The organism is Oleiphilus sp. HI0123 (assembly GCF_001635315.1).
Genome location: NZ_LWGE01001387.1, coordinates 1 through 2,890 on the forward strand (window position 1 = coordinate 1; position 2,890 = coordinate 2,890).

Here is a 2,890-nt window from a genome sequence, read left to right on the forward strand (position 1 = left end):
AACGGTAGAGAGCATTGACTCTCGTTTATCTTCTTCAGCACTTCGTTCTTTCTCCCAAATAGCTTCTGCTAACTCCTCACCAAAAATTTCATAGCGCTTTTGCCAAAACATGCCTTGCTGCTGCAACGCAGGCATTTCATTCAGATCTAATATATTAGTCAAGAGCCACTCGTCATAGATATCAAGCATTGCTAATAAAGCAAGAATATCATCTACTAACTCGGGGAAAGCCGTTCGAATAATTCGCTCAAATATTTCCGCACCTGTATCTGGGTAGGACTGTATTAAGTCGTTACGCATTTCTTTCAAGCTTGCGTGAAAAGACGGTAAGTGTTTCTCACTTGAGTGTTCTTGAACCAATAAGCTTACTAAGGCTTCAATCAGCTGCTCAATCTCACTAGGCTCCGCTTTCAAATACTCTGGAATCTGAGGAGTAGGCACATCAAGGTAATCCTCAGTCGAGGAAGATAAAGGTAATGAAGGGCCAAGAGAAACAGGCTCATAGTGCGAATTAAGTGGCTTTTGACTGGCAAATAACTGAATAAGGAAAACGCTTAGTGCGATACTGATAACAGCGATGCCACCCAACAAATAGGGTTTCAAATTTACGTCTTTATTGTGCTCACTCATATCTACTCTCTGAATTATTATTATCTTTAGACATTTCGAGAAAGCGGCGATCCCTGCCGCTCCAAAACTAACTACTCTAGTTTTATAGCAAAGGCTGAAGTACTGGCCAGATCTGTGCTGAAAGGTTATGAGATCCTTCCACGGTCGGATGAATATCATCACTTTCCACCTGAGAAGCAGGTACCGTTCCACGCGGATCTACAAAATGACAATTCGCATTACTCGACACGTCACAAGCATAACCCAGCAAGTCATCTCCATAATTCAATGCTTGAGTTAGATTCGCATTACCTCTAGGTAGCTCGTAATAGCCGAGCCATACAACATTATCGACGCCATCTGCATCCATTTGGTTTAGCAAGTTAACCGCGTTAACATACTGATCTTCAACTAAGCCACGGCAGCTGCTAGAAATGTTCCAGCGATACCACTTAGTACGGCAACCATAAGGGTCGAATAGAGTTGCCGGTATCAAGATATCATTACCGCCGCCATCCATGACAATCGTAGAAATATTCGCATCCGTTGCTTTCGCATCTTGGTACTGTTTGTCTACAGGTGTTGCTAATGAACCACCCGATAACTCAGCGCCACTTTGCGTATAGTTTCGGAAAGTGGTACCGGCATTCGCTTGAAGGTCCTCCTCAATTACACCATTCAAATCGAATATCGAATCACCTAGCGTTACCACGTCCATACGCTGAGCGTTTTCTTCATAAGGGTTTCCCGTACAAGCAACCAAGGAACCGGCAATCGCTAGTGTCCCCACCAGCTTAATCATAGAGCCGCCTTTGTGATACAGTTTTCTTAGATTCATCGTTTTCATGCTTTCTCCAGTTGTTATTTTTGATATGGAGACATGATCCTATAATGATTAATTTAAGTTTAGTGAGGCGCAAAACGTACCAAATAGTGAATATTGTTCATATTTTGCACCCTCGATAATACACGAGCTAAAAAGAGAATAGATTTGTGATTTCATTGACAAAAAAAGGGCCTTCCCTGGCCCCACTAACTATGTAAATCTAATTAAGTCGAGTGAATGTATTTACCCGAATTACAATACAGGCTGAAGCACAGGCCAAATCTGATTTGCCAAGTTAATAGATCCTTCTGGGGTTGGGTGAATATTATCGCTTTCAACTTGAGATGCTGGAACAGTGCCACGCGTATCGACAAATGAGCAGCTTGCATTCGTCGCTACATCGCAAGCATAACCAAGCAAGTCATCACCGTAATTTAAGGCTTTTGTGAGGTTTTTATTGCCACGAGGTAACTCGTAATACCCTAGCCATATCACGTTCTGAACATCATCACTTTCCATCTGATTGAGCAGGTTTACTGCATTAATATACTGATCCTCAATCAAGCCACGGCAGCTTCTTGAAATATTCCAACGCCACCAGTGAGTACGACACCCATAAGGGTCGAATAGCATTGCGGGGATAAGAATGTCGTTACCGCCGCCATCCATAACAATGGTATCGATATTTGCGTCTGTAGACTTAGCATCCTCATATTGTTGATCGACGGCTTTAGCCAAGGCACCACCAGACAACTCTGCTCCGCTTTGCGTGTAATCTCGAAAGGTCTCACCGGCATAGGATTCGAGCGTCTCTTGAATGACACCATTAAGATCAAAGATCGAGTCGCCCAGAGTAATAACGTCATTGCGATCTGCCACTTCTTCGTAAGGGTTACCTGTACAACCGACAACACTCACAGAAACTATACAGGCAGCTGCAAATTTGACAGCCTTAGCCATCTTCACTGGCAGGTCTATCAATTTTTTTTGTTTTAATCTAATCATTTTGCTTCTCCAGCTTTTTGATTGTTTTATGGAGAAACAACGATAACGCAGTCATGAATTTTTTTAGGTATAGGATTACGTACAGATCTCATAGATCAGTGCGCAATTTGCCTTAGGGTTCATTGCACATTCGTCTGGCCAAATCATCTCTAGCGTGCTGAATAAGTGTTAAAGGATCTCGCGCTACGGAAGTGAAAACATGCAAACCACCTAAAGGCATAATGCCCTTCTGTGTTATTTCACCGATAGACCGACAATAGTGCTTCAGGTTCCCGGCCGCATCCGGTTGTGAGGTTGAAGGCATCAATATCGCCACTTCATTTCGATCCAAACTAACAAGACTAAATGCGCTATCCAACTCTGTTGATAAGCACGCTTTAACCTCATCACGCCACTGAGACTCTATTCGCAACAATGCAAGGGCATGTGACGCTTGGTCGTCTCTGCCAA

At 43.1% G+C, this 2,890-nt stretch carries 4 protein-coding genes; all 4 read right to left on the reverse strand.

The genetic code is table 11. The annotated features are described in order from the left end of the window. The coding region (locus A3761_RS17550) for a hypothetical protein (protein WP_197473095.1) at positions 1–630 on the reverse strand (630 nt) is incomplete at its 3' end. Positions 631–712: 82 nt separating this feature from the next. Beyond that, positions 713–1,456: an SGNH/GDSL hydrolase family protein gene (locus tag A3761_RS17555; RefSeq protein WP_082865373.1), complete on the reverse strand. Its 744-nt coding sequence runs from the start codon at positions 1,454–1,456 to the stop codon at positions 713–715. Between the two features lie 231 nt (positions 1,457–1,687). Then, positions 1,688–2,440 carry an SGNH/GDSL hydrolase family protein gene (locus tag A3761_RS17560; RefSeq protein ID WP_068554320.1) on the reverse strand — a complete coding sequence of 251 codons (753 nt, stop codon included), beginning with the start codon at positions 2,438–2,440 and terminating at the stop codon, positions 1,688–1,690. Positions 2,441–2,552: 112 nt separating this feature from the next. Next, positions 2,553–2,890 (reverse strand): hypothetical protein (locus A3761_RS27845; protein ID WP_197473096.1); only part of this gene is annotated, 338 nt, incomplete at its 5' end.

Excerpts from the sequence above, each read along its gene's own strand:
- A3761_RS17555 (WP_082865373.1), bottom strand. The coding sequence starts at position 1,456 with ATGAAAACGATGAATCTAAGAAAACTGTATCACAAAGGCGGCTCTATG.
- A3761_RS17560 (WP_068554320.1), bottom strand. The coding sequence starts at position 2,440 with ATGATTAGATTAAAACAAAAAAAATTGATAGACCTGCCAGTGAAGATG.